The 24580-nt window shown below is 36.0% G+C and carries 17 protein-coding genes and 1 pseudogene; 6 read left to right on the top strand and 12 right to left on the bottom strand.

Going from position 1 to position 24580, the window contains the following annotated elements; all coding sequences use genetic code 11:
* Positions 1-348 precede the first annotated feature (348 nt).
* The 3 genes from EL260_RS05455 to EL260_RS05445 all read left to right on the top strand — a co-directional run bounded on the left by EL260_RS05455 (position 349) and on the right by EL260_RS05445 (position 2952).
* The gene (locus tag EL260_RS05455; protein WP_123859200.1) at positions 349-891 is read left to right on the top strand and encodes a helix-turn-helix domain-containing protein; all 543 of its coding nucleotides are present in this window, start codon (positions 349-351) and stop codon (positions 889-891) included.
* Between the two features lie 87 nt (positions 892-978).
* Positions 979-1893: a hypothetical protein gene (locus EL260_RS05450; protein ID WP_123859199.1), complete on the top strand. Its 915-nt coding sequence runs from the start codon at positions 979-981 to the stop codon at positions 1891-1893.
* 228 nt (positions 1894-2121) lie between these two features.
* Positions 2122-2952 carry a DUF2490 domain-containing protein gene (locus EL260_RS05445; RefSeq protein ID WP_123859198.1) on the top strand — a complete coding sequence of 277 codons (831 nt, stop codon included), beginning with the start codon at positions 2122-2124 and terminating at the stop codon, positions 2950-2952.
* A gap of 99 nt (positions 2953-3051) precedes the next feature.
* Here the strand turns inward: EL260_RS05445 and EL260_RS05440 are convergent, their stop codons facing one another.
* From EL260_RS05440 to map, 4 genes are all read right to left on the bottom strand, one after another.
* On the bottom strand, positions 3052-3747 hold the full coding sequence (locus EL260_RS05440; protein ID WP_123859197.1) for a hypothetical protein: 696 nt from the start codon (positions 3745-3747) through the stop codon (positions 3052-3054).
* A 218-nt stretch (positions 3748-3965) separates the two neighbouring features.
* On the bottom strand, positions 3966-5498 hold the full coding sequence (locus EL260_RS05435; protein ID WP_123859196.1) for a M20/M25/M40 family metallo-hydrolase: 1533 nt from the start codon (positions 5496-5498) through the stop codon (positions 3966-3968).
* A 145-nt stretch (positions 5499-5643) separates the two neighbouring features.
* Positions 5644-6135: a cyclic nucleotide-binding domain-containing protein gene (locus EL260_RS05430; RefSeq protein WP_123859195.1), complete on the bottom strand. Its 492-nt coding sequence runs from the start codon at positions 6133-6135 to the stop codon at positions 5644-5646.
* A gap of 114 nt (positions 6136-6249) precedes the next feature.
* Positions 6250-7014: a type I methionyl aminopeptidase gene (gene map / locus EL260_RS05425; RefSeq protein WP_123859194.1), complete on the bottom strand. Its 765-nt coding sequence runs from the start codon at positions 7012-7014 to the stop codon at positions 6250-6252.
* A 260-nt stretch (positions 7015-7274) separates the two neighbouring features.
* Here map and EL260_RS05420 point away from each other — a divergent pair, with 260 nt between their 5' ends.
* Positions 7275-7544: a helix-turn-helix domain-containing protein gene (locus EL260_RS05420; protein ID WP_123859193.1), complete on the top strand. Its 270-nt coding sequence runs from the start codon at positions 7275-7277 to the stop codon at positions 7542-7544.
* Between the two features lie 290 nt (positions 7545-7834).
* On the opposite strand, the gene EL260_RS05415 is transcribed toward EL260_RS05420, so the two are convergent.
* The 7 genes and pseudogenes from EL260_RS05415 to EL260_RS05385 form a co-directional block, all read right to left on the bottom strand.
* Positions 7835-11302: a DUF6443 domain-containing protein gene (locus EL260_RS05415; protein WP_123859192.1), complete on the bottom strand. Its 3468-nt coding sequence runs from the start codon at positions 11300-11302 to the stop codon at positions 7835-7837.
* Positions 11303-11306: 4 nt separating this feature from the next.
* Positions 11307-14600 carry a hypothetical protein gene (locus EL260_RS05410; RefSeq protein ID WP_123859191.1) on the bottom strand — a complete coding sequence of 1098 codons (3294 nt, stop codon included), beginning with the start codon at positions 14598-14600 and terminating at the stop codon, positions 11307-11309.
* 13 nt (positions 14601-14613) lie between these two features.
* The gene (locus tag EL260_RS05405; RefSeq protein ID WP_123859190.1) at positions 14614-16245 is read right to left on the bottom strand and encodes a T9SS type A sorting domain-containing protein; all 1632 of its coding nucleotides are present in this window, start codon (positions 16243-16245) and stop codon (positions 14614-14616) included.
* A 262-nt stretch (positions 16246-16507) separates the two neighbouring features.
* Positions 16508-17965, bottom strand: a complete 1458-nt coding sequence (locus EL260_RS05400) for a TolC family protein (protein WP_123859189.1) — start codon at positions 17963-17965, stop codon at positions 16508-16510.
* Positions 17937-21129 (bottom strand): annotated as a pseudogene (locus tag EL260_RS05395) (efflux RND transporter permease subunit). Before EL260_RS05395 ends, EL260_RS05400 begins: the two are co-directional and overlap by 29 nt.
* Positions 21130-21150: 21 nt before the next feature.
* Entirely contained in the window at positions 21151-22233 is a 1083-nt protein-coding gene (locus EL260_RS05390) for an efflux RND transporter periplasmic adaptor subunit (RefSeq protein ID WP_123860651.1), read from the bottom strand.
* Positions 22234-22380: 147 nt separating this feature from the next.
* Complete coding sequence (locus EL260_RS05385; RefSeq protein WP_123859188.1) at positions 22381-22767, bottom strand: hypothetical protein; 387 nt, start codon at positions 22765-22767, stop codon at positions 22381-22383.
* 613 nt (positions 22768-23380) lie between these two features.
* On the opposite strand from EL260_RS05385, the gene EL260_RS05380 reads away from it, so the two are divergent.
* Together EL260_RS05380 and EL260_RS05375 are read left to right on the top strand one after the other, a co-directional pair.
* A complete protein-coding gene (locus EL260_RS05380) occupies positions 23381-23773 on the top strand; it encodes a hypothetical protein (protein WP_123859187.1) in 393 nt (130 codons plus the stop codon).
* A 35-nt stretch (positions 23774-23808) separates the two neighbouring features.
* Positions 23809-24240 carry an META domain-containing protein gene (locus EL260_RS05375; protein ID WP_123859186.1) on the top strand — a complete coding sequence of 144 codons (432 nt, stop codon included), beginning with the start codon at positions 23809-23811 and terminating at the stop codon, positions 24238-24240.
* 54 nt (positions 24241-24294) lie between these two features.
* On the opposite strand, the gene EL260_RS05370 is transcribed toward EL260_RS05375, so the two are convergent.
* A complete protein-coding gene (locus EL260_RS05370; RefSeq protein WP_123859185.1) occupies positions 24295-24552 on the bottom strand; it encodes a SemiSWEET transporter in 258 nt (85 codons plus the stop codon).
* Positions 24553-24580: the final 28 nt, after the last annotated feature.

Genomic DNA, 24580 nt, shown 5'->3' with positions numbered 1-24580 from the left:
CTTATTTAAAATAATTATAAATAAAAATGCAAAATAAAGGATAAACAATTTTTCTCGCAATATTAATTTGAATTATTCTAAATAAAAGATAAAAATCATCATTCACCTTTTAAAAATATCTTAATAAAATAGATATTTATGAATATCTCATTTCTGTTTATAAATTTCACTATCCCTTTCTAAAAGGAGGTTTACGATATGTTTTAAAATAAAAAATGGACTTATTCACATTTTATCAATATTTTATTAACAAGTTATCCACAATTGAAGATTTTAAATTTAGAAGTTTATTGTATTAAAATTTTTGTCCTTTTTTTAAATTAGCAGGACAGTTATAGTTGACAGATCATGGAAAACCAGGTTAAAGTTTTGCGAGAGCGCATGAATATGACACAAAATGAACTTGCTGAGAGTTCGGGACTTTCCCTTCGAACAGTTCAGAGAATTGAAGCCGGAAATATTCTAAAAGGATTTACCTTAAAAGCACTTGCCCAGGCTTTAAATGTTCAACCGGAAGATCTTATTACAACAGCAAAAGAAGTAATTGATGTTCAAAGAGCTAAAAAGATCAATTTTTCTGCTTTGGCTGGTCTTATTATACCATATGGAGGTATTATTATTCCAGCTGTTTTAACCTATCAGACGAGGGATTTAAAAAATAGAGAGCTTGGAAAAAGCATTCTTTGTATCCAGATTATTATATCGGTAATTTTTTCGGTTTTAATGATTATCAGTCCGTTTATTCAAAAGTTATTTCCGTTTACATTTCCACTGTTTATCATTCCTTTAATCCTATTTTTAGGGCTGAAATTATTTATTATCATTATGAATGGAATCAGTCTGAACAAAATCCAGGAGTTAAGTATAAAATTGAAAACCAATTTCTTATAAATAAAGACATAGAAATGTCGTAAAATTGTCGCATTGTTTTCATGTAAAAATAATAAGGGATTTCCGAATCTTGCATAAAAAATCAGCATGAAAATACTAAAGGGAATTGCGCTATATGTTTTAATTATCATTGCCATTACAGGAATAGGCGGATACCTCTATTTTAACCAAAAATTTACTCCGGAAAAGAATTACTTAAGAGTAGACAACGAAAGTGGACCAATCCCTATCAAATGGATTGGAGAAGATAAAAACGCATTGCTTATTCCCATACATTTCCCAAAAGACACTATTACTTATTATCTCCAATTCGATACAGGAGCTGTTTATACAGAATTTTATAATAAAGCGATACCATTACTGAAAGGGATTACCACCAAAGATGAGCAGGCTATCACCTCATTTTATATTGGCAAAACAAAAATTACGTCACGCAAAATCAAAATATCCAATGCAGGAAAAAATTTGGAAAAAAATAATCCTGTAAAAATCATTGGAACTCTTGGCGCTGATATTCTTGAAGATCGAAAAACTTTGATTAATTTCAAGGATAATAATGTTGTTTTCAATCTCTCTAAGGAACCAGATGAGTTTCAAAATACTCTTATTGATTTTAAATTTACAAAGAGGAAAATTGTTATTCACGGAAATTTAAAAGGAAAAGATGAAAAGTTTCTGTATGACTCCGGAACCAGTGCTTATGAATTGCTGACGAATAAAGAAAACTGGAAAAGTTTAAGACTACCACAATCAAAAGTTATAATAGAAAAAGCCCAATCAAGGCCAAATATTTTAACAACATATACTACAAAAACACATAACACTATCCGGTTTAGTAATAAAGATCTTCCATTGAGTGAAGTAACCTACGTGGAGGGATTTTCTCAAAGTCAATATATGTTGATGAAGTTTTCAGGAATGTCAGGAATGTTGGGTAATAAGATCTTTTTAAACCATAAAATTTATATTGATTGTTCAAAAGAAAAACTCGGAATTGAATAAAATTTTAATCCTGCAAATATTTATCAAGTATACTTATTGTTCCTAAATCTTTCCTAAATGAGGCAGTTATTTTGTCATGTTTTTAAACAGTATTTAAGATGTTTGAATAAACATTCTATTCATAAAGTCTCATAAATTTGTTTTGACCACATATTTTCTCTGCGTATCGCTGATATTTTTATCTAACCTTATGATTTCGCAGCCATTAATAATCGTAAAGCAGTTATCATGATGTTCGGTATAAGAAAATTTTTTATTATTTTAGGTATAACAGGTTGTTTAGGAAGCCTTGTAAAAGCACAGATCAGTCCGCCTGGATTAGGGGATGCCAAGACCGCCTTTTGGTCAGCTTTTGGGGTGAAACGTAATCTGGATTCTTTGGGAAAGAAACAAACGATGAGCTATGTTGCGATAGGACGTAAAAGTACTCTGGATAACAATAATTTGTTTGCAAAACAGGCTATTTTTGTATTAAACCACGAGTTTTATCACTCTTTTGCACCTCATCAGCAATACAGTTATGCTTTAAGCTACCGCCGACAGCCTGAATATGATAAAGAAGCTCCTTATGAAAAAGAAGGTATAGAACAGGAATTCAGAATTTATGGGCGCTATGCCTATACTTTTGATCTTGGGAAAAATCTAAAGCTTAAAAATACGGTTCGACAGGAATTCAGAAAGTTCTTTGATGCTGATTTTCATAAAGTGGATGAAGATTTTCAATTGAGAACCCGGATCAAAAGCCAGTTAACCTATAATCTATCTCCTAAGAATAATCAAAAGCTGGCATTAAGTGCTGAAGCGTTGTTTTCCATTAGTCATCTCAATGAGCATGACCAACACTGGAACTCTTTTGGATACCGTGAATTGCGGCTGGCTGCTTACTATATGTTCAATATTCCCAATTCTCCTTTCACAGTGGATATCGGTTATATGGATGATCTGATCAGGGGCAGCAAAAGTATTCAGCACGGAGGAGTTCATTATATTGCGGCAGACCTCGTCTGGAACATTCCTTATAAAAAGAAAGAGACAACGGATCAGGATCACCTTGATTAAGTTTATCTATAAAAAATCCTAGTCAGTAATGGCTAGGATTTTCGTTGGAAAATATAGATTCTCCGCAATATAATTAAGTATGAATGTTGGTGTAAAATTTTAATTGCATAGGGTCAGAAACTGGCGGCTCATCTGTACCTTGAATTTGGCTTCGGCTCTTGACTGGGCATAAATGGTATGTTCAAAAGCCTGAATTGTTTTTAATTTCTGATCAATAAACTCTGCAATTTGTACAATGGAAAATATAAAATCCCTATATAGTGCCATGTCTACCGTCTGCCCATAATAAGGAAGATAAGCCTTAAGAAAAGGAATGGTCATCTGATGGCTGTTGTAGCTGATACAATATCCTGCACCTTCGCGGGAAGTCACAATATCATAATCATTGATGTAATCCAGGATATTTTTACTGCCACTCAGGGCATCTTTATTTTTTGAGCAATGGCGATTGATCTTGTCCAAAATATGCTGAGCGTATTCCATCATGGAAATGTTTTTCCATTCAAAAACGTGATTCATTCCTTTTTTGGGTGAGGTACCATTTTCACAACCTGTACAGAAAGAAATCCCGATTTTCTCATGATAAGGGAAGAAACAGTCTTTGATTTCAATGGTAGCATCTGCCTGCAGGCTCTCATCAGCAAAATTGTAGTATACATAAGGACTATACATACTTGCCAACGTTTTCAGGTAATCTGCTTCACTAGCATTATAATATTCTTCAAACCATTTTTCAAGATGATCATAATAATGGTTTTCAAAGTCGTTAAAGTTTAAGTAAAGTGGCAATTCCATAGCTCTATAATTTTGATATGACAAAGCTATTACCGTAATGCGACAAAACTTGACGCATAATATTTTTTTTGAAAAAGAAGAAAATAGAGACAGGCTAAAAGATTGTAATCAACAATCAGCATAAATGTTAATACTGCGTGCTCAAGTCGCTTCGGCTTGTCAATATTTTGTTAGTAACAGAGTTTACGATTACTTTTCTATTCTCCACGAACTCTGCATTACTTATCATAATTTTTCATCATAAATTCAAAATAATGGATCATCTTCAGATAGTTTTCTATACTTAGATATTCATTGGTACTGTGGATGCTTTGCTGTTCCGCACTGTTGATTCTGATCGGCATGAATCTGTAGACGTTTTTGCTTACAATTTCATATTTCCCGGCGTCTGTTCCGGCCATGGTGAGATAAGGGGAAACAATGGCTTCAGGATAAATTTCTTTTACTCCTGCTTCGATCAGTTTGAATGCTTTGGTATTCGATGAAGATAGTGCTGATGCTTCTCTTGTATTATCAATTTCCTCTACTTCAACATCAAAACCTTTGGTTGCTTTTGCAATATGATCCCTAACATCTTTTACAGTATTTCCGGGAAGAAGCCTGAAATTAACCACAAATTCAACTTCGGGAGAAAGTACATTGGTTCCGTCACTTCCTTTCATCATTGTTAAAGCTGTTGTGGTTCGTACCAATGCATTGGTGGTATTACTTTTGGTAAGCTGCGAGATCAGTACCGGTCTTAAAAGCCATTGGTTAGCCAGTGCCATTCTTGTCGTAAAAGGCATAGCACCGCCAATATTATCAAAAAATTCTTTAATTAATGGGGTTATCTCTGGTTTCATCTGATCGTCTTCCAGCTTTTGCATAATGACTGCAGCTTTTCCGATAGCACTTTCCATAGGAGGCATTGAGGAATGCCCACCCAATCCTTTTACTTTTATTTTGGCAGAAAGGAATCCTTTTTCAGCACAACCTACTACAGCAACATCAGCCTCTACCCCTGCTACATTTCCTTTTCGCATAATCAGTCCGCCTTCATCATATACTGCATCGAACTTCAACCCTTTTTTCTTAAAGTAATCTGCAATCTGCATAGCTCCGTTCTTTCCTCCCACTTCTTCATCAAAACCAAAGGCTAAATAAATATCTCTCTGAGGAATTTGTTTGCTTTTAATAAGGTTATTCATAGACTCCATTAAAGAGAAAAGCATTCCTTTCATATCTATTGCTCCTCTTCCATAAATTCTCCCGTTAGCAACAGCTCCGGAAAAAGGGGAAAAATCCCAGTCTTCCGCAACTTTGGCCACAGGTTCTGATGGTTTATCATCCGGTCTGAAGATATTTTCAGCGGTATTTTTAATATCAGCATCCCCCGGAGGCACTACATCCATATGAGATAGAAACAATATAGGTTCTAATGTTGGATTACTTCCTTTAAGCCTGAAAACCAATCCGTATTTATTAATCTCTACGTTTTCAGTATTTTGATAGACTAATGGATAAGTAGCTTTTAAATATTCCTTAAACCGGTCAAAAGGTTCATAATTAAATTCGCCTAAACTTCCGGTAGAAACGGTAGGAATTTTTATCCCTCCGGAAAATCGTGATACTGCGGAGTCATTTTTTACAGGTTTCCATCCTTCCCCTGCTCCTGACGGATTTTTCTTAAAAGGATAGGTGTAAGTTTTAATTAATACGACAGCAGCAAGAATAATGAGAATTCCCAGAATAGCTAAAAGAACTTTTTTCATAGTGAATAGTTTCTGAATGATTTTGTTCTCTAAATATAGGAAAGTATTTGCTGATTAACAATTTTACAATCAAGGGTTTCAATTATTGATCTACAAAAAAGGCAGCTTCCTAAGAAACAACCTTATTTTTAACAGGAGCATTTTTTTACTTATTTCTAGCGTGTAACATCCAATGAACTATATCACTCAAAACAAGTTCTGTGTTTCCAAAATTACAATGGTTTTCAGCGTGATCGTACTTGGTGTACATTTTATAGGTAAGTGACTTTACATTAGGTAAAGCATCAATCACTCTTTTGCATAATTCAACGGGGATAAAGTGATCTTCATTGGAACCTAGGAGTAAAAAGTCCTGGGTAATCTTTGGTCCGATACTTTCCATTTCAAAATGTTGAGCCGCCTTTCCGGACAATACGCTTGAAAAAAGAGCTATAAAACTATGATCTGAACTGATCCAATGGGTATGATCCTGTGCTTTATCGTCATAGTAAAAGATCCTGGCCACTCCTTTTTTAATGTAAAATAAGTCACGGTGCACCTGATCGATATCCATCAATATTTCTTTTTTACGATAGATATTGCTATCAAATATCTGAATGAAATTTTCGATAACCTTCAAGTTCTTTTCACTGATCATTTTTATACGGTTTTAATTGAGAAATTTCAACGTTAAAGACAAAATGTCTACCTTTCTATTTATTGGATAAACAGAATTAATCATTAAAATATGTTCAGAAGTTGGGATGAAATATTAATTCAAGATTCCATTCATTTCAGTTAAAATGACAGGCTTTCCATCGGTGATCAAAATGGTATGTTCATGTTGTGCCATATAGCCGCCTTTGTTCCCTACCATCGTCCAGCCATCTTTTAATTCTACAGCAAGATTTGAGGAAGTAGAGATAAATGTTTCAATTGCCACTACAGAATTTTTCTTAAAACGTCTGGTATCGAAACGGTTTTTATAATTCAGTAATTCATCGGGCTGTTCATGTAAACTTCTTCCTACACCATGTCCGCCAAGATTTTTAATGACTTTAAAACCTCTCTTCTTTGCTTCGGTCTCCATTAAAAATCCGATATCTGCTATTTTCACACCCCCTTTTATATTATCAATTGCTTTTTGAAGAATATCTTTAGAAGCATTTACCAATGTCTGATGCTGATGAATGTCTTCCCCAATCACAAAGGATCCTCCATTATCAGCCCAATATCCGTTGAGCTCTGCAGAAACATCTATGTTAATGAGGTCACCTTCCTTCAAAACTCTTTGATCTGTGGGAATCCCGTGGCAAAATTCGTTATCTACACTGATGCAAGTCCATCCGGGAAATCCGTAGGTAAGATAAGGTGCAGACTTAGCTCCGAAATCAGCAAGTATTTTAGCACCGTATTCATCAAGCTCCTTTGTGGTCATCCCTGGCTGAGCGTATTGCTTCATCTCTTTCAAGGTATAAGCAACCGCTTCACTCACTTTCTGCATTCCGATTAACTGATCGTCGTTGGTAATTGACATGATTTTATTTTTGGGTTGGATTTGAATTTCAATACTAAGAAGTGTTAGCTATTGAAAAATACAAAGTTAAAGAATATAAATTTCTTTTATTAAAAAAAACAGGGTGTAATGAGTTCTTAATGAATATATTGGTTTTCTTTTTATGTTGGTATAAGCAAAATGTTTGCGCCAGCGGAGATATTTTTAATAATATAAAGATTATCTAAGCCATGTAAAAACGCCATTGCTGATCTAGCAATGGCTTTTTTGTTATTGAGGATATGAGCCATGATGCTTGCGCGAGCGGTGGGGCGATCATCGGAAGATATGAGCGTGAGGAAGTAAAACCATCTATTGAGATGGCTACACAACTGGCAGAAGCCCTGGAAGTATCTCTGGATTATCTCGTAGGGTCTACGGATATTTTACTGGATAAAAATATTGTCGTTAAAATTTTAGATATACAAAAACTAAAAGAAAATGATAGACAACACGTCTTCGCTCTCCTTGATGCGTTCCTTAAACAAACTAAACTGCAAAGCATTTTATAAAACAACAAAGCCACTCGTTTGAGTGGCTTTGTTGTTTTATAAAGCTTATATCTACCAGTCCTGCCTTAATACTACCCCAAAGGAGAAGCAAAATATTAGAAAGACAAACAATAAACCATTTAAAATAAAGTTTAGCAACTTATTATTGTATTTATAAATCATGTAAAAGTTAATTGCCAATAGAACTATCACCAAAGGGGTAAATTCTAAAAAATAATCATATTGAAAATATAATAAAAGTACGGTATAAATTATTGAAATAATTAAAATTGTTTTTGTAACTGTTTTCATTATTGATTAGGTATTAATTCTCTCTTTACAACATCTCTAACTTTTGTGCTTAAATCATTATCTATGCTTTTATGATCTGATGTAGGGGCAAGAACATTTACTATTTTAGTAGTCTTATTATCGCTTGTAGGTTCTATTTTCTCTCCTCCGTATATATTTTTTGTCTGGTAGTAATTAACCGCTTTCGATACGTTAGACGGTATCTTTGTATCAGAATAACTATCCATTATATCTAAAGTCACCATTAAATCTACTTTTAAATTTTTATTTTCATTTACTGATTCTACCAGATTATCACCTCCTAAACTATGCCCAACAGCAGCAACCACACCGTCTGAATGCACATTATTAAAATTTGAGATAGTTGATTTGAGGTCATTTTTTGTATTTTCATTCTGTGATGAATCAAAAACAACAACTCGAGTATTAGAATTAGCTAAACCAACTAATCCTCCAATACCAATAAGATCAAGGTTTCCTTTTCCTTTAAAATCAGGATTATTGCTACCTCCTACATTCTGAGATTGGGTATATCCTTTCTTCGTATCTCCCGACCATCCCTGTACAACAACAACTAAATTTTTATAGCCATCATTCTTCCTAAAATCTACAGCTTCTAATCCCTCCAGCTCTCTTGCATCAACAACACGATTTTCAGAAAAATTATAATGAGATTGATAAGCATATTTTTCACTCAAAGGATCTATATTAAAAAACCTTCCCAAGTCTGGCATATAATTTCTCCACTTAAATGAGTAAAAACCTGTCTCTTGTAACTCTTGTCCTTGATACTTATAACTATATAATCCTCCAAAATTAGAAGTTCCAAACATTCCTGAGATATGGTTGAGACCAAAAGGATAATAGCTATTCGTATCGGTAATTTCCAGAACACCTGCGCTGTCTTTGGCAAAACTTACTCGGGTGTTGCCTAAGTGATCTTTATACTGGTAAATATAACGGTTTTCTGTGAAACTGTAAAAGCCTTCTGAAGTGGGCACAAAATCCAGTTTCCATGCTGGGGGATCTCCTATATTAGGAAAGGTTTTTCCGAGATTTCCGTAAGCCTGTTCTTCAAAAGCAGACTCGGTACGACAGGTTAGACAGAGTCCCCCACCTTCCCGGTATGAGTATTGGAAGCCATCCAGATAATCGGTCATACTGGTACTAACCGATCCTCTCGGAGGCCGCGTTGAATACGTCTTTCTTAGTTTGGTTCCATCTGCACGGTATAAATATCCAAGATTAGCACTTGTTTGCTGACCAACAATAATAGGATCCGGATGGCTCATTGCAAATGTATTGGGAAGGCTGAGATGATTATAACCAATAGTGTTGATTCCCTTATCTTTCATATTAATCATATTTCCATTCACATCATAATCTATTATATTATTTCCGCCTTCATACCCGGTATCGTTCATTGCAGATTCTATCACCTGATTCAGGCGGTTTCCGGTATATTTATATTCAAGGTTATCTACCAATGCAGGAGTTTGACCTGATATTGGGGTGGCTTTTCGTTGCAGGGTATTAATGTTTCCATTCAGGTCATAGGTAAGATATTCATCAAAATTACCATTGCCAGGATTAGTGGCATTAGGTTCTGAGTAGAATCCATTTTTTAAACGGTTCAGAGGATCATATTCATAGTTGTATCTTTTCAGAATGTCTTCTGAAGAATTCTTCCAGTCGATCTCTGCAATATTTCCGTTAAACTTCCCGGGTGATTTTACTGAAGATACAGGATTATGATATTTTATTTCATAGCCAAACAATCTTCCATTTAGATTCAAAGGATCATTGATCTTAGTCATCCAGCCACGGATATTGTACTTATAATCCATCTGCTGAAGAGCAGATCCTGCAGCAATTCCCCCCACTTTTTTAGATTCCAGCTGCGAAAGTTCATTATACGTATTCTGGGTAAGGATTTCCACAGGATTAGCATCTACCTGATGCTTATGTACCAAAAGTCTGTTCTGGTGGTCATAATCAAAGGTTTCGGTGATTACTCTTTCTGGGTCTGTTTCCAGTCTCTTATGTTTGGTGATCACCGTTTGAGCTACTCCTGCAAAATCCAGCTTGGATTCTGTTTTAGTATAGCCTCCCAAATGATTAATGGAATGGGTGCCTAGCACTCTTCCTTTGGTGTCATAATACGTATAATTCTTGGTCCAGTTGTCATCTTCAACATTCTTAACAAAACTCATCACAGGAAGTCCCTTGGTGCTTTTTCCTTCGGAGGAGACTGTTTCTTTTAAAGTAGGTTCTCCCTGAATGGTAATGGGGAAAGTTGGATTAAAACCATAAGCAGGATAAAAATCATAATAATTGACACTTAAAAGCTTAAAGTTAGTTGCAGGATAAGCTTGATTACTTGTATAAAAGACATCCATTCCACTATTACTCCAACTGTTAACAGATCTGACTTCGTTATTGGAACCATGTCCTTCTATTGCAGCCACCTGTTGAATTCTGCCTGGCTGGCTGTCTAATATTCCCGTATAAATTGGTCTTGAAAACTGGTCATATTTTGTAAACAGCCATTTATCTTGAGACCTTAAATTGGCATCCTGAGTAAGAACTAGCCTATCCTGTTTATCATATACCATATATTCCCAGCCTTTACCAGGAAGTTTTTTTTCTACCAGTCTTCCTCTTCCGTCATAACGGTACTGGTAACAGAGATCATTGAGCAGAGCTTCGCTAATAGGTTTTTGAACAGCATTGGGAGGAATCACAAAGGCCAGCTGATCGTATTCGTTATACACATAGTAAGTATCTGCCTGCTCGGTGGAGCCCATCAGCTTTCTTACCAGCAAGGTTTGCCCTTTCCCATTTTTGAACTCCACCGTTGGGTTTCCATCTTCATCTGTCACCGTATTTTTATACAAGGTACCAGGTGCATATAAAACTGCCGGAGATAAACTTATCCCACTTTTAGTGGCCCCGTTTTCCCAGGTGGTGGTGGTAATATGCTGGTACACTTCATTGCCTATATTGGTTTCATACCCAAACTTCACAGGCTTGGCGCTCCAGTCATTCCCCACCTGGATCTGTTGCTGAAGCCTGTTGAGTGGAGAGTTTTCCAATATTTTTTCAGAATAGATCTTTTCTGAGCCATAAGGAGAATTGCTGGCATTGGCTAAAGGATTGGGAATAATTCCTCCATTCAAAGTTCCTGATTGAGGTACAGGAAGATAGTCTTTCACCTGTCTTCCGAACTGGTCATATTCAATGTGAGTAACCACGTCCTTTCCCAAGGGAGAGGCTTTTACATTCACTACCTGTTTAGGTCTTCCCAAACCATCAAAATACTGGACGGTTTCTGAGGTTTTTGAAGGGGTCGTTCCATTATAATCAAGATAGGTCCTGGATTGGATATAGTTTTCTCCCGGGGTAAGCTGCGCATGGACTGAATGGCTTATCAGCAGCATGCCTATGGGAATTATAAGTTTTTTCATCGTCTTAGTTTTTGTAATGGTAATTGAATTCTTTTAATAGCTTTCCAGTATTGTTGTGCTCTCTGACTTCTTTAAGCCTGCCGGCAGCATCATAAAGGTAAACTTCACGGATTCCGGAGGGAGGGGTAATACTTCTTACTCCAATTAATGGATCATAACTGTAGGTTGTGATCTGGTAACCGGATAAATTATTCCTAAAGTCCTTAAAGGCATTGTGCAGATTGGTTTCATCATTATTTCTTTCAGCAGCGGCATCCAGATTAGAAGCATTCACTATACTATCTATAAAAGGTTGCCCAATTCCTTCCAGTTTTGCATTTTCAATCTTGGCAATAGGCTGAGTTTGGTTGTACCCCCAGATAATGACTGTTGATACTCCCGCTCTGTTAGTATACTGCACAATATTCCCTTTAGAATCATACTTATCATAACTCAATTCTGTTGATCCTAAAGAAGGATTTTGAAGATTGTAAGACAATACTGAGGTTGGAAATAATGTAGTAGGATCGTCATACTTGGTTTCAGTTTTAGAAGTTATATTCCCCGGATCATTTACATTTTTCTTTTGTAATACAGAGGTTTCTAAAGGAATCCCAACCATATTGGCGTTAATTAATTTTTGATTGTTCTTCTCATGAGCATATTGGTAAGAGGTTTCTGTACTATTAGCATTATTACTATTACCATAAGTCACACTTTGCTTCAGAAGGTTAATGGGGTTTTGGATATTGTCAATAGAATAATTGTTATTAACTTTTGTAATTATTTCGCTGCCATTAATATAATCTTTCGTTACAGTTTCATCTAATAAAAATTTCCCTGATTCTATAGGATAAGATTCTAATACTTGTGTAGAATATAGACCTCCCGATGCCATGCTTACATTTCTATCAATCATGATAATTTTTCCATAAGGAGCTATCATTAATGGATTTCCATAAGAGTTTGATGACAATGCATTTTTAGAATATGTTAGAGAATAATTATAAATAATTTCTTTTATTGGGTTTGTTCCATTATCAGTATAAAACTTTTCATTAATCAGATTTTTATTAATGAAACGGAATGGATTAAACCCATTACCGATATTGGATAGGTTAAGCTCATTTTCTTCTGCTATGAATTGATAATCCTTTTTTCCTTTCCCTAAAGTATGTTCTGTTACATATTTGTAATTAACTACATCTTTACCCAGGAGGCTGGAGTTTATAGCCTGATCTGCGCTTAAACCATACATATTGCAAAGCAATGATTTTCCTTCAAATTCGACTTCTCTGGGTATAATACTTAAAAATTTCAAAGGTGAAGCAAAAGATCCTGAAGACTGCTCTCCAGCAAGAGTAGGGTTATGATATTGGAACTGTCTCTTTGTATAGTTTGCTGTACCATCAAAATCTTCTATGCTTTTTATCCTCAATCCGCCAACAATATTATTTTGATTGATTATTTCGTTAACATATTTTATTTTAGAAATTTTCAAACTCGTAGAGCAATTTCCCATCCTTCTTACTCTTATCCTTTTAGGTGCCTGAGGATTTAAAAAAAATTTATTATTTGCTGGTGCTCCATTACCATCTTTTAATGGTCCAATAACATCAGTTCCACTAAATGTTGATAGATTTTTCCATTGATTATTGACAAATTCATCAATATAAGCCATTCCCATGCTGCTTCCATTTTCAGGGATTTCATTAGGTATTTGGTTGGAACATGAATTAAGAAACTCAACCCATAACTGCTCATCAGAATCCACAGGATTTACATCAATATAAAAGTATTCATTGGAAGGTGTAGTCATTAGAATATTGTCATACTCGTTCTGATCATTGGTATACGAATTATTAATGTAATTATAAATCGTTTCCTCTTTTTTAGGAATAATCAATTTTGCCCATACTGTATTGTTTTCATAAGAAAATGCAGATGATCCACCTGTAGGATAAGTAATTTTCTTTAAAATGTATGCTTGGGTATATACTGGATCTACACTTCTGTCTGCCCCTTCAGTATAGTCTCTATTAAAATAGTGCATATTAGGAATCAGGCCTACTCCACCTTTTCCATTATAATACCCCCAGATATCCTGTGAATAGCTACCAATAGATGGCTTACTTTTTTCATTGTAATCAAAAGAATATTTACTGTTTTCCAACAAGTTTTCGACTCTTAGAAGTTTTAATCTGTAATTCCTATATGCTGAAGTGATAATATCTGAAGATGTAAAATAATCGTGAACCAATCTGAGATTTTTTATTATTTTATTATTTTGATTATCAACTACTGTTATTTCATCTAATGCATAGGTATTTTCAGGAGTATCTGTAAAGATATCTTTTCTGCCAGTTGCCCCATTAATGGTATTGGTATAATTAAATTTTAGGATTTCGTTGTTATAAATAATCTCTGTAGGCAATTTATCAATATAACGGTTGGTTGTGGCAGTATGGATATTTTTTTGCCCCGCTACACATGGATCAAATGCTATAGGGATCGGATAATACAGATCGGTATAGCCATGAGTAATACTTTTATATGACATATACTTGTCATATTTAAATATAATTTCCTCCTTATTGGGAAACGTAATTTTGTCTAATAAGAATGATGCTCTATACGCAAAAGGAGATGTGTTCAGTAAAGACAGAGAATTTCCTACTTTCAAAGTATAAATAATACCTTGGGGATCAATAATGGTAAATTCATTATTCATATCAGAATAAGAAATTTTGATATTGTCATAAGGAATAGTATGAAAGTTTCCATTGGTATCTCTTGTGAAAGAACCTGATATAGTAGGAAGACTGTAATGATAGATATCGGGTTCTGTATCTACTGCATCATCTCTGATGGCTTGCAATTTAACAAGAATTTCTGTAGGGAAAGTTTCAAAATTGACAGCGCTAGTATATTGATAATCATAAATATTGCTTGGGAACCATCGGGAGGAGCTATTTAAATCCTCTTTCCCGTGAATTTCAACAGAAATACTATTGGGTATAGACAAGGTCCATCCCAAACCAACAGTACTTGATGTTTCATCCACTTTTATTCCTCCTGTATTATAAGTAAGGCTGATAGGAATAGAAATACCAGATTTTGTGGAGATAGTGTGCAAAGGCACAGAAACATTGAGTTTTCCTGTTCTGTAATCTACCGGGAAATCTCCCGCTTTGAACATGCTATAGGTCTCAGGAGTAGTAGGAATAATCTTTTGAAGATTAACCTCTCCTCCTATAGAAGTTTGACCCCAACCCATTACAGCTGACAATGCGGATGCCAGAAATATTATTTTTTTCATGATTAATGTTTTTTTACTTTTTAATCAGCTTTGCATTCGCTGTTTTATTATTATCAGTTTTTATAGTTACCAAATAAGCGCCTTGTATCAAAGCCTGAGTATTCATCTTAGTCACTCTGTTCTTGGTTTTGAAATTCTGAAGCTGTCTTCCGCTCATATCATACAGCATAATATCTGCTTCTTTAAAATCAAAGCCGATTTCTATATAGGTATAATCGGATACAGGGTTCGGGTAGATCTTCATTTCATATTTGGCAATCAGATCACTTACCTGCTTGTCGCCAAGCTTCACGATTTTCCAGTTTTCTTTCCCCAATTCTTTAGCACTGGTTCCGGCTAACACAATAGAACCATCTCTATTCAGCTTTAAATCTGAAAGTCTTTCCTCTTTTTGTCGGGATTCTCCTGTTATATGTTTTCTCCACTGTTCATTTCCGTTGCCATCCAGGTACAGCATCCAGAAGGTCTCATCATCTTTTTCTATTCTTCCCTCGGCCTGGGTATAGCCCCCTAATAAGATTCCTTTAGTGATGTCTTGATTCTTGGCTCTCGTCTCTTGACTCTGGATCACACTCATTCCCATCAAAATATCACGGTTTTTGAAATTGTAGGACTTTTGCCACTGCTCCTCGCCTCTTTCATTAAGGGCAATCAGCCACAGGTCTGTTCCTTCTTGGGTGCCTACTGTTTTGTTTCCTGATCGTTCTGATCGGGATTCTCCACCGATGATAAATCCGTTTGCAGTTAAAGCCAGGGTTCTGATATGGTCATCTCCCTTACCTCCAAAGTTCTTTTCCCATTCTACTTTTCCATTTTTATCCAGTTTGACAATCCAGTAATCCCCTTCACCGAAGTTGCTGCTGGCTTTTGGCATCTGGCTTATGGCTGTTGAACTCACTAATCTTTCATCGGAAGATTTTACTTCAGTATTTCTTATCCCAGAATCCTTAACCTCGGAACTTCTTGAATAAATACCCAATAATACTCCACCGTCTTTCGTTGGAATCATTTTTTCGACTTCGTCTAAGCCTTTTCCGCCTAATATCAATTGAGAAAGTTCTTTTCCCTCTTTGTCGAGTCTGGTTATCCAGACATCTTTGGAACCATAGCCTTTGGAAGAGTTCTGGACATTTCCGGCGACAAAAAAGCCTAAGTCTGTCGTTTGAATAACAGATTTAGCTTCCTCATCAGAAGCAGTGCCCAATGTTTTCTGCCATAATTCATCCCCGAATTCATTGATTCGGATGAGCCATATATCGGAACCACCTTTGGAATCATCTTTCTTATCGAGTCCTTTTCCTGAATACGAAGTTCCGGCTAAGAGAAATCCGCCATCCTGAGTGCTTACTGTTGCAGATAAATAGTCGTGATTTTGCCCTGAAAAATACTTTTCCCAGGCCTGCTCTCCCTGTTGGTTCAGCTTCACCAGATGGAAATCATAGCCGTTGTTCTGTTTATTGCCTTGTTGGAATTTGTCGCTCTGTATAGAGCTTCCTGTAATAAGATACTGCTGATCAATGGTCGTAGTCACCTGACTTAGGAAATCCTGGGTAGTGGATTGAATGTCTCTCTGCCAAAGTACTTCCTGAGCAGACATACCCAGAACCGTGCATACAGTACATGCACCGAGATAAATTTTTTTCATTCCCGTGTTGTTTTTGAGTTTAATGATTAGGTTTTTTAAATTCGAACAAATTTAACTTTTTTTTGTTAATACAAATCATATCCATGTGAGTTAACACGAAATATTTGTAATGAATTACCGAATTTCATTACACTTTCATGATCTTATCCAAAACTATCACATCACAACGACAGAACATGTCGTAATAAAAACAAAAAGGGCCAGCCCCGAAGAGCCAACCCTCAAAACATTAACTGTTTATTGATTGAATTATGATGTTTCTTTATTTCCAGCCACCACCAAGACCTTTATAGATGTCTACGACTGTACTTAGCTGTTTTTGCTTCGCTTCTATCAATTCCATTTTAGCATCTAAGGCATCTCTCTGATTCAATAAAACCTCAAGATAGTCTGCTCTGGAATTTCTGAACAACTGGTTCGCAATATCAATAGATTGATCCAACGCTTTTGTTTCCTGAGATTTCAATTGATAATACTGATCTATATTTTTAACTTTTGACATCAGATTAGCGACATCCAGATAAGCATCTAAAATGGTTTTATCATATTCATATAATGCCTGAATCTGTTTAGCATCCGCAGTCTGAAAGTTAGCTTTGATAGCACTTTTATTAATCAATGGTCCCGCCAGTTCACCTACAAGGTTGTAAGCAATAGATTCCGGCATTTTCACCAGATAAGATGGCTTAAATGCTTCCAGTCCCAACGTTGCAGAAATTTCCAATGATGGATAAAACTCTTTTCTAGCTGCTTCTACATCTAGCTTTGAAGCCTTTAATTCCAATTCAGCCTGCTTGATATCAGGACGGTTAGCCAGCAATTGTGAAGGAATACCAGTATACACCGTTGGCGGAATCGTTGACATGAAGTTTTCCTTTGTTCTCACAATTGGTTGTGGATATCTTCCCAACAACGCATTGATCTCATTCTCTTTTTCTGTAATCTGCTGACGGATAGTATATTCTGAAGCCTTGGATTTTGCTAATTCTGCTTCAAATTTTTTCACTGCCAATTCTGTAGCAGCAGCAGCTTCTTTCTGAATTTTAGAAATTTCCAATGCTCTCTGCTGAAGCTTGATATACTGCTGAATAATATCTAATTGATTATCAAGAGCCAATAATTCATAGTAATGATCAGCCACTTCCTCAATAAGATTAGACAGAACAAAGTTTTTCCCTTCCACTGTAGAAAGATAATGAGCCACTGCAGACTCTTTTTCTGTTCTCAGCTTTTTCCAGATATCAATTTCCCAACTTGCATTGAGCCCTGCCTCAAAATTTCCTAACGGATCTGGTATTGCTTTACCCGGTTCCATTTCTGTACTGGCATCTCCAGCTCCTTCACTCGTATAACGGCCAGCTTTTTTCAGCCCGGCTCCTATTCCCGCAGAAACTGTAGGAGTTAATCTTCCTTTTTTAGCTAACACCCCACTCTTAGCAATTTCAATTTCCTGAAGAGTAATCATCAGCTCTTGATTGTTCTTTAAAGCTATTTCAATAAGGCTTACCAGGTTCGGATCAGTAAAAAATTGTCTCCAGGGAGTCGTTCCACTGTTGTTATTCGCATCCTGTTGCTCTTCCTGATTGAAATTTTGAGGAATATTTGTTTTTACCTCGTCTTTTATGACGGTCGCCATTGGCGCCTTACAACTTGCTAACACAAGAGATAAAGCAATGGCCGTTATTATATTTTTAATCTTCGAATTTTCCATCGTGTTCATAAGGTTCAGTTTGTTCTGTTAAAGGATTCTCCTCTTCATATTTAGCCAGTCTCGATTTTTCAGCTATCGTTCCAAAGATGTAATACAATCCTGGGATAATCATCAATCCGAAAATAGTTCCTATCAGCATCCCTCCCGCTGCTGCCGTTCCAATGGTACGGTTACCAACTGCACCAGGTCCTGTTGCAATCACCAACGGAATCAATCCGGCAATAAAGGCAAATGAGGTCATCAAAATAGGACGGAAACGAATGGCAGCTCCTTCAATAGCAGCCTGCATCACAGGAATTCCTTCTTCAGCCTTTTTCTGTACAGCAAATTCTACAATTAACACGGCATTTTTACCTAAGAGCCCGATAAGCATTACCATAGCCACCTGAGCATAGATATTGTTTTCCAGTCCTAACAATTTTAGACAGAGAAACGCTCCAAAAATCCCCACTGGTAATGATAAAATTACAGGTAACGGAAGAATAAAACTTTCATACTGAGCAGAAAGAATCAAATAAACGAATCCTAAACACACCAGGAATACAAACACAGCTTCGTTTCCACGGCTTACTTCATCTTTCGAAATCCCTGCCCAGTCGATACCAAAAACCTCTCGGAAGTGTTTTATCTGCCACTTCCTGAATAGCCTGAATAGCCTGTCCACTACTGTATCCCGGTGCCGGAGTACCACTCACCTGAGCAGAGTTATACATATTATGTCTTGTCATTTCAGATAAACCATATACTTTCTCCAACCTCATAAAGTCTGAATAAGGTACCATCTGATCTTTGTCATTTTTAACATATAACTTTAATAAATCTGTTGGTAAAGCACGATATTGAGGTCCTGCCTGAACAATAACTTTATAAGGCCTGTCAAAACGAATAAAACTAGTCTCATAGTTGGATCCAATCAAGGTAGATAAGTTATCCATCGCTTTTTCAATTGTCACTCCTTTTTGTTCCGCAAGGTCATTATCTATCCTAAGCATATATTGAGGGAAACTCGCAGAATAGAAGGTAAATGCAGATCCCAGCTCCGGACGTTTCTTTAACTCCTTTACAAAATCGTTACTTACCTGTTCCATTTTATGGTAATCCCCGCTTCCTGCCTTATCAAGCAATCGGAGTTCAAAACCTCCTGCTGCACCATATCCCGGAACGGAAGGTGGTTGGAAAAACTCAATATTGGCCCCTGGTATATTTTTGGCTTTTTCTTCCAGCTTTTCAATAATTTCAGCGGCTGATTCCTTACGTTCATCCCAGCTTTTAAGATTAATAAGACAGGTTCCGGAGTTTGATCCGGTACCTTCTGTTAAGATCTCATATCCTGCCAGTGATGAAACAGACTGTACCCCATCAATATCTTCTGATTCTTTTAAAAGTTCTCTTGCAATCTGATTGGTTCTTTCCAATGTAGATCCTGGCGGTGTTTGGATAATCGCATAGATCATCCCCTGATCTTCAGCAGGAATAAATCCGGATGGAATTGAATTACTCAGAAAATAAGTTCCTGCACAGAAAGCTAATAAAAGAGGTAATGTGAACATTTTCTTAGTTACCGTCTTATTCAGCATTTTCTCATATCTTCCAGCACCTTTCGTGAACAGATTATTAAATTTATCAAGGAAAATCGTAATTGGAGTTTTCTTCTTAGCTTTTCCGTGGTTATTTTTAAGAATTAAAGCACACAATGCCGGTGTCAAAGTCAAAGCCACGACTCCCGATAAAATAATAGAAGACGCCATGGTAATCGAAAACTGACGGTAAAATACCCCAACCGGTCCAGACATAAATGCAATCGGAATAAATACCGATGCCATTACCAGAGTAATAGCGATAATTGCTCCACTAATCTCATGCATTGCTTCCTCCGTAGCTTTTAATGGAGAAAGATTCTTCTCTTCCATCTTGGCATGCACCGCTTCAATCACCACAATGGCATCATCAACGACGACCCCAATGGCCATTACCAAAGCAAAAAGTGAGATCATATTCAAAGTAATCCCAAATGCTGACATCACCGCAAAAGTTCCTACCAACGAAACAGGAACAGCTAGTGCAGGAATCAATGTGGAACGCCAGTCCCCAAGGAAAAGAAATACCACAATAGCTACCAGTACAAAAGCTTCAAACAAAGTATGGATTACTTTTTCCATAGAAGCATCCAGGAATCTGGAAACGTCATAACTGATCTCATAATGCATCCCTTTAGGGAAATTATTTTTCTCAAGGTCTGCCATTAATGTTTTTACATTCTTGATAACATCACTTGCATTAGATCCATAAGATTGTTTTACGGTAATTGCGGCAGAAGGTTTTCCGTTCAGTGTAGAATAAATATCATACATCGAACTTCCGAATTCAATATCAGCAACATCTTTCAATCTTATAGATTCACCATTAGGCTTAGCTTTTAGAATGATATTACCATAGTCTTTTTCATTATTATAACGTCCCGGATATTTCAATACATATTCAAATGACTGAGAGCGTTTTCCTGAGCTTTCTCCGGTTTTCCCCGGAGATGCTTCCAAACTCTGCTCGTTCAAAGATTCCATTACTTCATCAGCTGAAATATTATATGCAGTTAACCTGTCCGGTTTAAGCCAGATACGCATGGCGTATTCACGGGTTCCCAAAATATCAGCGAAACCGACTCCGCTTACCCTTCTCAATTCAGACATCACGTTGATGTCAGCATAGTTGAACAGGAATTTCTGATCAGCTTTTGGATCATCACTGTACAGGTTAATGTACATCAGCATATTCGGTTCTTCACGGGTAATTTTCACCCCTTCACGAACGACCAGAGGAGGCAATTTGTTAACCACTGAAGATACACGATTTTGAACGTTTACTGCTGCAACGTTGGGATCTGTTCCCAGATCAAATACCACCTGAATGGAAGCTTCTCCGTCATTTCCGGCATCCGAGGTCATATATTTCATACCCGGAACTCCGTTTAATCCTCTTTCCAATGGGATGACAACAGATTTAATCAATAATTCGTTGTTGGCACCAGGATATTCTGCGGTAATATTTACTTTAGGTGGAGAAATTGAGGGAAACTGGGTCACCGGAAGTTTTACCAATGACAATATCCCTAAAAATACAATAATCAATGAGATTACAATAGACAGAACAGGTCTGCGGATGAATTTCTTAAACATACTACTTCATTTTAGAGACCATTACTCTGCTTTTAATTTCAATGATTGAAGAACTTTTTTAGGATCCTGGAATTTTGTTTTTATTTTCTGGTCATCCTTCACCTTCTGAACTCCCTCCAAAAGAATCTGATCTCCTTTTGAAATTCCTGAGCTTACCACATAAAGATCCGGTAGTTCATAGGCTACTTTAATATTTTTGGATCTGGCTGTACCATTTTTATCAATAACAAATACATATTTCTGATCCTGAATTTCATACGTCGCTTTCTGAGGAATAATAAGAGCATTATGAACCGGCATCGTCATCTGTACTTTACCTGTTTCTCCGTTTCTCAGAAGTTTATCTGGGTTAGGAAACTTGGCCCGAAAGGCAATATTTCCTGTTTCATTGTCAAATTCACCTTCAATAGTCTGAATCTCTCCTTTTTGCGTATATGTTTCTCCATTTGCAGTAATCAGAGATACTTGATTACTTCCTCTGTCAGCTGCATGAGTCTGATAGCTCAGATACTCCGGTTCAGAAACGTTGAAATAGGTGTAGATACTTGTATTATCTGATAATGAAGTTAACAGATCGCCTTCGTCTACCAAACTCCCCAGTTTTAAAGGAATTCTATTGATAATTCCTGAAAACGGAGCTTTAATATCGGTAAAAGACAAATGGATCTGAGCCAGCTTCATTTCTGCATTGGCAGCATCCAGTTTAGCTTTAGCCATTGCCTTTTCATTTTTGGATACAATATTGTTTCCGGCTAATGTGCTTGCATTTTTCAGTTCGATAGAAGCCTGTTCAACTTCAGCTTTTGCTTTTAATAATTCTGCCTGATACAGTTTAGGCATAATACGGAACAGGGTCTGTCCTGCCTGTACATACTGACCTTCATCGACAAAAATTTTCTCAAGGAATCCTTTTTCCTGCGCCCGGACTTCAATGTTCTTTACAGACTGAATCTGAGCTACATATTCCTTATTAATTACAGTGTCCATCACTACCGGAGATGTTACCGGGTAAGTGGCTACTTCTTCTTTTTCCTCTTTTTTCTTATTGCAGCTTACGGCCAGTAAAAGGACACTAAGTGCAATACTTGAGGTAACTCTTTTTATCATAATTCTAGAGTTTATAAATCGTTAATGTTTTGAATAGAAATAAAATGGCAATAGAGAATAGCACGGTGTGATGATTACCCACATACACAACGCAAAGCATTCCTACCTGAAAACAGGCAGAAACTCACTAAGAAAAATGAAATTTTAGATTCTTATAGAGCGGATCAGAATAAACTTTTTGGCCGTAAGTCCCCAGATAAAACCGTGAATATCCGGTCTAAACTGTTTATTACTTTTTAATCCAAAAATATAGACCAGACTAAAAATTCCGGCAAAAACAACAATGGCCTGAAATACATCAGACAACTGAAAGTCATTTTCCGCAAGTTCTAAAGTGGCATTGTCTATGGTATCTGCCATCTGCTGAATAGAAAGCTTTTCATAGGTCTGATTCAGCTTGTTCGCTCTTTTAGGCAAATGATGAGAAACATGACCAGAATAGTCATTTCGTAGCGTTTTAACGTTAAGCCTGCTTTCTACTACAAAGAGTAGAAAAAGACCTGTTAAAAAATATACTATAAAGTTTCTCATTTTGAAGTCGCAAATGTACATCTAGATTATTATACCATCATAATAGATTAACAAAATTTAACGCTTCTTTAAATAACCTGAATTTGCAACTCTGCCAATCATACAATACAATAGAAAACAGACTCTTATAAATCATCAATACACGCTATCTATGGAATAATATTTCTCGATTCTTTCTTTTTCAATTGACCATGTCTTGTTTTTCGACATTTTATTTCGAACAAACTTATGATTCAGGGAAAATATCAACCTGAAAAACTAAACTTTATCATAATTTCAAATTATTAATATAACCATATTGTTATTCTCTGATTTTTGAATTATTTTTGCAAAAAATTTACACAACAAATGAACAATGAAAAAAAAATCCACTATCCTATTGAAAATAAAACGATTAAAAAATCGGTATTTGACTCTTCAATCATAAATTCCCTACTATAAATAATCAGCTTCTGTTTCGTGAAAGAATGTTTTATAAAAGATGGGCAAAACCCTTTTGGTTAAAACATCATGTTAGTTTATGAAAAATTAACACATATTTGTCAAAAATATTCGTATTTTTATATAGTATTAATATCATATTTCATGAAACACTTTAAAATCACTTATCACTATGAAAAAATTATTCAAAACAGTCCTTTTGGGATTGGCTATTCTTTCCTCAACAGCGTGTAAACATCCCGGAAAAGATGCTGAAACCGTTACCACTGCTGCTCCTGAAAATACTGATGACATTTCAAAAAATGTATATGTTGACAGCTATGGAGAAAAAATAGAAGTAACTATAAACCGAACTAAAAATACAGCAACGGTACATTTAAACGGTAAAACTTATGACCTCAAAAAAAGTGAAGCTTTACCAGACTACACAGCCTCTAATGAGGAGTACCAATACTCTGAAATTAAAGGTAATATCAGTTTCTTGAAGAAGAATGTAGATATGGTGCTTTTCCATCTTAAACAGGCAAAAAAAGAATCAGGTCCTGCAAAAATGGCATCGTATTAGCTTATGTACAAACAGAAAATTTAAAATTAAAATTTATGAAAAGCTTGTATTACTATTTATCCGCTCTTTTCCTAACTGTATTCCTTGTTTCCTGCCAGACACAAACTGCACAGAAAGCAACCACAGATATTACGGGAAAAAAATGGAAATTAACTGAGCTTAATGGTCAGCCGATTGCACTAAAGAACCCAAAAAACAATCCCTATTTCAAGCTTGATATGAATGGAATGAAATATGAAGGTCATGCAGGTTGCAACGGATTAGGTGGTACTTTTGAGATCAAGCAGGATGTGATGAGAATCAAATTCAATCAGGGAATGTCTACAATGATGGCTTGTGAAGATCTTGATATAGAAAATCAGTTTACAAAAGCAATCCTTGACGCTGATAACTACTCTGTTAATGGAAATACATTAACTTTAAACAAAGCGAGAATGGCACCTCTAGCCAAATTCGTTCTTGAATAAAAAAAAATAATTAGATTTAATATAAAAAGACGTCCTTGTATGGGGACGTCTTTTTTACTTTTTATGATATATCATATAGGAAACTAAAAGGCAAATATTTACCAAAACAGCAAATGAATTTGATAAAATAATGGGAAGTTCGTCTTTTATAAAGCCATACCACACCCATAAAGATAATCCGGAAATAAGAACCAAAAGCATAAGCAGGGAAATATCTTCAACATTTTTCTCCCGAATTACTTTTACAAGCTGTGGAATCATGGATATGGAGGTAAGAACTCCTGCAATAATCCCTAATAGATTTTCATTCATATAGTATGGCCTTTAAGATTACATTTGA

The organism is Chryseobacterium nakagawai (assembly GCF_900637665.1).
GTDB lineage: Bacteria > Bacteroidota > Bacteroidia > Flavobacteriales > Weeksellaceae > Chryseobacterium > Chryseobacterium nakagawai.
This window is presented reverse-complemented; position numbering and strand designations above follow the sequence as displayed.

Excerpts from the sequence above, each read along its gene's own strand:
- EL260_RS05455 (WP_123859200.1), top strand. The coding sequence starts at position 349 with ATGGAAAACCAGGTTAAAGTTTTGCGAGAGCGCATGAATATGACACAA.
- EL260_RS05450 (WP_123859199.1), top strand. The coding sequence starts at position 979 with ATGAAAATACTAAAGGGAATTGCGCTATATGTTTTAATTATCATTGCC.
- EL260_RS05445 (WP_123859198.1), top strand. The coding sequence starts at position 2,122 with ATGATGTTCGGTATAAGAAAATTTTTTATTATTTTAGGTATAACAGGT.
- EL260_RS05440 (WP_123859197.1), bottom strand. The coding sequence starts at position 3,747 with ATGGAATTGCCACTTTACTTAAACTTTAACGACTTTGAAAACCATTAT.
- EL260_RS05435 (WP_123859196.1), bottom strand. The coding sequence starts at position 5,498 with ATGAAAAAAGTTCTTTTAGCTATTCTGGGAATTCTCATTATTCTTGCT.
- EL260_RS05430 (WP_123859195.1), bottom strand. The coding sequence starts at position 6,135 with ATGATCAGTGAAAAGAACTTGAAGGTTATCGAAAATTTCATTCAGATA.
- map (WP_123859194.1), bottom strand. The coding sequence starts at position 7,014 with ATGTCAATTACCAACGACGATCAGTTAATCGGAATGCAGAAAGTGAGT.
- EL260_RS05420 (WP_123859193.1), top strand. The coding sequence starts at position 7,275 with ATGAGCCATGATGCTTGCGCGAGCGGTGGGGCGATCATCGGAAGATAT.
- EL260_RS05415 (WP_123859192.1), bottom strand. The coding sequence starts at position 11,302 with ATGAAAAAACTTATAATTCCCATAGGCATGCTGCTGATAAGCCATTCA.
- EL260_RS05410 (WP_123859191.1), bottom strand. The coding sequence starts at position 14,600 with ATGAAAAAAATAATATTTCTGGCATCCGCATTGTCAGCTGTAATGGGT.
- EL260_RS05405 (WP_123859190.1), bottom strand. The coding sequence starts at position 16,245 with ATGAAAAAAATTTATCTCGGTGCATGTACTGTATGCACGGTTCTGGGT.
- EL260_RS05400 (WP_123859189.1), bottom strand. The coding sequence starts at position 17,965 with ATGAACACGATGGAAAATTCGAAGATTAAAAATATAATAACGGCCATT.
- EL260_RS05385 (WP_123859188.1), bottom strand. The coding sequence starts at position 22,767 with ATGAGAAACTTTATAGTATATTTTTTAACAGGTCTTTTTCTACTCTTT.
- EL260_RS05380 (WP_123859187.1), top strand. The coding sequence starts at position 23,381 with ATGAAAAAATTATTCAAAACAGTCCTTTTGGGATTGGCTATTCTTTCC.
- EL260_RS05375 (WP_123859186.1), top strand. The coding sequence starts at position 23,809 with ATGAAAAGCTTGTATTACTATTTATCCGCTCTTTTCCTAACTGTATTC.
- EL260_RS05370 (WP_123859185.1), bottom strand. The coding sequence starts at position 24,552 with ATGAATGAAAATCTATTAGGGATTATTGCAGGAGTTCTTACCTCCATA.